We start from the raw sequence: 6000 nt of genomic DNA, 5'->3' as shown, positions 1-6000 counted from the left end.
GCTGGGTTGGAGCTTTAGCGGAAACCCGGCATGGGCGGCCGAAATGCTGGGTTTAGCAACCCAGCCTACCGCGATTAAAAGCTCCGGTGTCCGGCGCGGCAAATGGGATAAAACATCTATGCATAACATCAGTTCCTTTATAGAAACTTAGTTCAAAGCGTGCGGGTTATCTCCGCATCGGGAAGATTATGATAGACATCAAGATAGCTATGATTTTCCGTTAAGGTTTTGATGACTGACGGCAACGGCTCGGGCCAGATTTCCGGAAAGTCCCGCTCCCGTTTTTCTGTGGCTGCAAATGCCAGCTGTTCCTGCGGAGGGTGAAACTCGGCATTGACGCCGTCTTTATTGCCTCTGGCATCAATGCGATACCAGCCGTAGTCCTGCAGATAAACCGCATTAAGCCCATGCAGGCAGTAAGGCGCGCCGTTTCCTTCCAGGCTTAAACGCTGATAGCACAATCCGGCCGGTATGCTATTGGCACGCAATAAGGCAGCCAACAAGTGACTTTTTGCGTAGCAGTAGCCTGTTTTATGCTGAAGCACTTCGGATGCCCTGCAGGTTACTGGGTTTAACCGGTAGTCCCAGCTATGACGGATATTATCCCTTACCCACTCGAAGCATTTTTTGGCCGTGTCATGGTCGGCATCTGTGTTATCCGCCAGTTGTGCAGCCAAGTTGACGATGGCCGGATGTTTCCAGTCAATGTATTCGGTCGATTGTAGATATTTTTCCATAGCGAAGCTGTGCTAAACCTCTCTTCACGCCAATTCGTCATCGCGTTGGAAGTTCAAGCGCGCGGCAATGGCATCCAGCATCGCCGGTTCTATCCCAATGCCGAACTCGTCAACAATGATCCTGCCCAATTCTGCCGGCGTCTCGATGATGCGTGTTTCTGATAGGCCGGATTGCGTTTCGGTAAAATTCGTGTCGAAAATGCTGATACGTCCACCTGGCGTGCACCGGTTCATCATCAGATGAAACGGGAACGGCGATTGGCTCCAGCTTGAACAAACCACATTGCCTGCTTCCAGATCGCAAAATCGAACGGAAGCCCGGTCAAAGCCGTACAATGCGAACCAACCATCCGCCGTGTGTTTTTCAACCACCCGTTCATCGAACAAGCTATCCTGCCTGATGCGGAAAATCTCTCCGTCCACCGTTTGCTCCAGTCCGATCTCCAATTGCAAGGGCACCGAAAAGCCGGGGCCGCCGAAACCGGCATCGGCCAGCCAAACGCCGGTTTCGGTCTCGACCAGAAAACACAGATGCGTGCGAGGTCCTCCTTCCGGCTGCCCCATGCGGACACGCGCCAGAACAGGCGTATAGTGAAAGCCCAAAGCGCCCAGAGCCTGCCCGAATAGACCGTTCAACTCGAAGCAATAACCGCCTCGCCGTCCAAAAATCAGTTTGCGGACAACCGAAGCCTTATCCAGGCTCGGAGTGACTCCCAACAGCGGATCGATATTTTCAAACGCGATAGCCCGAAGCTGCGCCGACTGCAAACAGGCGAGCCCTTCTGCCGAGGCCTCGGGCTGGCTGATGCCTATGCGGCTCAGGTATTGTTCTTTGTCAAATGGCATCGTCAGTCCTCATAGGCAGGGATCACTTCCAGCTCCTGCATGCCGGCTTCAACCCATTCCTTGAGCGCCGGATGCTCAAGCACTGCATTGACATAACCGCGCGCTTCCGCGTTGGTATCCAATTGATATAAATGAAAGCGCAAAGCCATCGGCGCAAACATGGCATCGGCAATCGTGAACTGGCCAAACAGCCAGGGACCTCTGTCCCAATACTGTTTCCGGCATTGCTGCCAGATTTGTCCGATGCGCTCGATATCATTGCGCACTTCCTCGGGCAGCTTCTTGGCGGCCGGCGGACGCCGGCAATTCATGCCGCAATGCGCGCGCAGGGCTGGGAAACCGGCATGCATTTCCGCCGAAATCGAACGCGCGAATGCCCTTTCCGCCTGCTCTTGAGGCCAAGCCTGGGTTTCCGGGAACCGATCGGCCAGATATTCCATAATAGCCAGCGAATCCCAGACCTTGAGTCCGCCATCGATCAGAACCGGCACCTTGCCAGACGGGGAAAAGCCAAGTATCCGGCTTTTGGAATCCGCCTGAGCCAATGATATTTTGACTTCATCAAAGATGATGCCGTGGTGTTTCAGAAACAGCCACGGACGCAAGGACCAGGAAGAATAATTTTTGTTGCCGATAACTAAAGTCATGCTCATGATGCTTTAACTCCTTTTGATGCTATGAATTAGGCTTTATTATCTTATAAACGATCAATTTATCGCCGTATTAAACATACATGATAAGTCGACGGCTACCAAGCGTCGATGAAAATCATGTTTTTTCACCAACAGGATGCTTCGCGATCATACGCTGCGGCTGCGGGCGCAAATTGCCGAAACCGTGTCTTCATCCTTTGTAAACGCAACAGAGCCTGTCAATTAATGCCCATGTTTAGATTTACGCTGTTTACAATCTTTCTGTAAAAACGCGTCGCCTCCTGTGGCATTTTTTGATTCGTCGCGAGCAGATATGCCCGTATCCGGAAAATCCGTGAACAGACCATCGACGCCCAAATCAAAATAGTAAGTCATTTCTTCTTCGGGATCGGTAAAGCCGTAGCCACCGGCGTCATTGCGGAAAGTCCAGGTATGAACCTGCAGGCCTTTTTCATGAGCCATTTCCAGCACGCCTGTGCTGCCTTCAACGCGCCGGTCATTGATGGTTAGCTTGCCGTCGCCATCGCGGTCAATACCGTCATCCACAGTCTTTACCAAGTATGGTTTCCATGGACCGATACCATCGGCGTAAGTTCTGACGAAATCCAGCCCCTCTTCAGTCAATAAATCGGCAAATGTGCGTAGATCGCCCAAGGCAACGAAGTCATAAGGTTGCCGGTAAGGTGCTGCCAGCGATATTGAACCATCGGCATTCACATCATCCGCGTCGATCAACTGCACCAGTTTGATATTTGTTTTAAAGTTCAAGTATATAAGATTGCTCACTTCGAAAGACTGGATGAAAATCGGCGCGCATGCGCTGTTGCCGTATGCGGCATGGAGTTTATTCAGCAGCCTCTTTTCGAAAAAATGCGGACCGAACAGTTTGCGATTGTGCTCATCCTTTAGCTCCGCGTGATAAGTCGAGTGCTTGATTTCAGGGTAAATAACGATGGTGCGCCCTGTCTCACTACTTTTTTGTTTGATCAGGGCAATCACTTCATCGAGAGTTGGAATCGGGTAAAGGCCATTGTATTGCTGATCCCTACCGGCACGGGACTGAATGGCGCGCAGGGTTTTGATCTCGGCCAGAGTAAAATCGCTGGCAAACCAGTCATTGTATTCAACGCCATCGACCATGCGCCTGGTCTTGCGGCTGGCGAATTCCGGATGAGAGGCCACATCGGTAGTAGCGCCTATCATCGGTTCGTGACGCGCTATCATCTGGCCGTCTTTGGTCAGGACCAGATCGGGTTCGATGTAATCAGCGCCCATCTCGATCGCCAGTGCGTAGCCTTCCAGCGTGTGTTCAGGCAGATAACCGGATGCGCCCCGGTGACCGATTACAATGGGCGCTTTATTCTCAAAAGGCGTAGCTTCAGCAGAGTTTTGCAAACTCATGACGGCAAGTATCGCAAGCGTTAAGAGAGTTAGGTTGTGAAATTGATTTAACATGAATCAAATCCTTTAGAGATAAAGTGCTTGAGATTATTGGCACAGATTGATAAAAAACTGCCGATGCCTGACATGACCTCGGCAGCCAAAAATCAATCCTTGTCCGATGTTGCGGCGATCAGCGTTTTGCTGAATACGGTCGTACCCTCGATATCTTTCAGATCGACGCTCAAAGCACGGCTCTTTCGATCAATGTTGACTTCGCCGAAGAATTGCAGTCCGGCGAAGGGCGAAAGATTGACTTGGCCGGCCGATGGCGCTTTGGTGAATACCACTTGCGGGCCGAAGGTGGCGTCTGTGCTTTTGGGGCCAAAGGAGCCGGCATTAAGCGGCCCGGCCACAAACTCCCAGAACGGAGCAAAATCCCTGGTTTGAGCTTTGCCGGGATCGTAGAAGTGGGCAGCCGCATAATGAACGTCGGCAGTCAGCCAGACGATATTATTGATGTGTTCATGTTTGACGAAGCTCAGCAGGCTGGCAATTTCCAGTTCGCGGCCAGCCGCCGGCCCGTTGTCGCCATTGGCAACAGCTTCCCAGAGCGCATTGCCCTGAGTATCGACGCCGTCACCGATGTTGAGGCCGATGGGCATATCGGCGGAGATAACTTTCCATACTGCGCGGGAATTCTTCAGTTCTTCCTTCAGCCACGCAAGTTGCGTTTCGCCCAGAAAAGCCGTTTCGGCGCTTTCCTGCGTTTGCAGATTAGTGGAATTAGGGCCGCGATAAGTGCGCATATCCAGCACAAATACATCCAGCAGTTTGCCGTAAGAAATTTTTCTATAGATACGGCTGGCCTCTTCGGCATCGTGAGGACGCAGGGGCGCATATTCATGAAAAGCCTTGGTGGCGCGGGCAAGCAACAAAGGCACATCCTTGACGGTATAGCTGCCGTCATTGTTCAGATCTTTTGAGTCGGACCAGTTGTTGACGACTTCGTGATCGTCCCACTGCCAGACTTGCGGAACTTCGGCATTGAAGCGCCGCAGATTTTCATCCAGCAGATTGTACTTATAGCGGCCGCGGAACTCATCCAGCGTTTCGGCGACTTTGCTGACTTCAGGAGTAACAAGATTGGTCCAGATTTTGCCGTCTTCGGCGGGTCTGCTTGGCGGAATGGGTCCATCGGAATAAATATTGTCGCCGCTTTGAATGAAGAACTGAGGCTCGACCTGACGCATGGCTTCATAGATTTTCATGCCGCCAAAGGGTTCATTAATACCCCAACCTTGACCCGATGTATCTCCTCCCCAAACAAAACGGATATTGTCGCGTTCGCCGATCATATGGAAATGGCCTGCAACCGGCTCGCTTTTGGCATGGGCATTGGTCAGATCCTCGAACCAGACCTTGACGAAAACATCGCTGCCTTGAGGAAGGCCAACCAAATCCTGACGGGCGGTAAAATCGGTACTTTCGAATGCATAAGGTCCTCGGATAATCCGGGAATCGTCGAATTGCTCATTGAGCGCGTACTCCACCATCATTCGGGCCGGGCGATCGGTCCGGCTCCATACAATGGCTCGTCCCGGCGCCAGATCACCGAACTGGATGCCCTGCTCCATCAATGGAACACCGTCATCCGCTGCCGCCATGTTTGAAGCAGCCAATGCCAGAAATAGCGGCAAAGCGGTCATGCTTAATCTTTCCTGATTCTTAAAGGAATTTTTGTCGACCCTCTTCATAGAAATTGCTCCATTATTACTATTGATGAGGCTCGGATTATAGGTAGCGCTAATGACAGAATGATTAAAAGGGCACAGCTGATTGCATAACGCTAACCCAATATAAGGACTCAGGCATTCCGTGTCCTTCACCCATCAAGAGAAAATAGAAGAGGAAATCCAAGAGGAAAAAGCTGTTTTTAAATCCTATAGGGGCGACTGCAGTCGCCTCTACAAGTTTGAGTTGCCCTTATGTAAAAATCATTTTAGTTGCTTGATTATTAAAGGCGGCCACTTTGGTAAACAAAACGCGCAATTTTACCGCCGAGGCAGTAAATCATGCCCAGGCGGTTGGGGAATAACGGCAGGGAGTCGCTTGGGCGCTGTAATGCGCAGTTGCTTATTGACGTTATAGACACCGAACACGACCACGATAGCACTGATATTGACTTGGAACTCCTCAGCCAGAAACTGTACCAGATGCGCCGTAGCCCTGCCTCGCACCGGCATTTCGGCAACATGAATTTCCAATTGCTTGCCAATGACCTTGCCGATTGCCGTACGTTTGGCGCGCGGCCGGCCCAGGATATTCAGTACCAATGTATCGTCCTCCCAATGGCAAAATGATGACATTTATGCTCCCGATAA

At 51.4% G+C, this 6000-nt stretch carries 6 protein-coding genes; all 6 read right to left on the bottom strand.

From position 1 onward, the window contains the following. Positions 1-152: 152 nt before the first annotated feature. Positions 153-737 carry a transglutaminase family protein gene (locus tag IT781_RS09970; RefSeq protein WP_194970007.1) on the bottom strand — a complete coding sequence of 195 codons (585 nt, stop codon included), beginning with the start codon at positions 735-737 and terminating at the stop codon, positions 153-155. A gap of 24 nt (positions 738-761) precedes the next feature. Further along, on the bottom strand, positions 762-1583 hold the full coding sequence (locus tag IT781_RS09965; RefSeq protein ID WP_194970006.1) for an arylamine N-acetyltransferase: 822 nt from the start codon (positions 1581-1583) through the stop codon (positions 762-764). Positions 1584-1585: 2 nt separating this feature from the next. Then, positions 1586-2236, bottom strand: coding sequence for a glutathione S-transferase family protein (locus IT781_RS09960; protein WP_194970005.1), 651 nt, complete (start codon positions 2234-2236; stop codon positions 1586-1588). A gap of 222 nt (positions 2237-2458) precedes the next feature. Next, positions 2459-3691: a glycerophosphodiester phosphodiesterase gene (locus IT781_RS09955; RefSeq protein WP_194970004.1), complete on the bottom strand. Its 1233-nt coding sequence runs from the start codon at positions 3689-3691 to the stop codon at positions 2459-2461. A 92-nt stretch (positions 3692-3783) separates the two neighbouring features. Further along, on the bottom strand, positions 3784-5373 hold the full coding sequence (locus tag IT781_RS09950; protein WP_194970003.1) for an alkaline phosphatase: 1590 nt from the start codon (positions 5371-5373) through the stop codon (positions 3784-3786). A 297-nt stretch (positions 5374-5670) separates the two neighbouring features. After that, positions 5671-5985: a DUF167 family protein gene (locus IT781_RS09945; protein WP_194970002.1), complete on the bottom strand. Its 315-nt coding sequence runs from the start codon at positions 5983-5985 to the stop codon at positions 5671-5673. Positions 5986-6000: the final 15 nt, after the last annotated feature.

The sequence above is a fragment of the Methylobacter sp. BlB1 genome (assembly GCF_015476545.1).
GTDB lineage: Bacteria > Pseudomonadota > Gammaproteobacteria > Methylococcales > Methylomonadaceae > Methylobacter.
This window is presented reverse-complemented; position numbering and strand designations above follow the sequence as displayed.

Coding starts and splice junctions, on each gene's coding strand:
- IT781_RS09970 (WP_194970007.1), bottom strand. CDS start 737: ATGGAAAAATATCTACAATCGACCGAATACATTGACTGGAAACATCCG.
- IT781_RS09965 (WP_194970006.1), bottom strand. CDS start 1,583: ATGCCATTTGACAAAGAACAATACCTGAGCCGCATAGGCATCAGCCAG.
- IT781_RS09960 (WP_194970005.1), bottom strand. CDS start 2,236: ATGAGCATGACTTTAGTTATCGGCAACAAAAATTATTCTTCCTGGTCC.
- IT781_RS09955 (WP_194970004.1), bottom strand. CDS start 3,691: ATGTTAAATCAATTTCACAACCTAACTCTCTTAACGCTTGCGATACTT.
- IT781_RS09950 (WP_194970003.1), bottom strand. CDS start 5,373: ATGAAGAGGGTCGACAAAAATTCCTTTAAGAATCAGGAAAGATTAAGC.
- IT781_RS09945 (WP_194970002.1), bottom strand. CDS start 5,985: ATGTCATCATTTTGCCATTGGGAGGACGATACATTGGTACTGAATATC.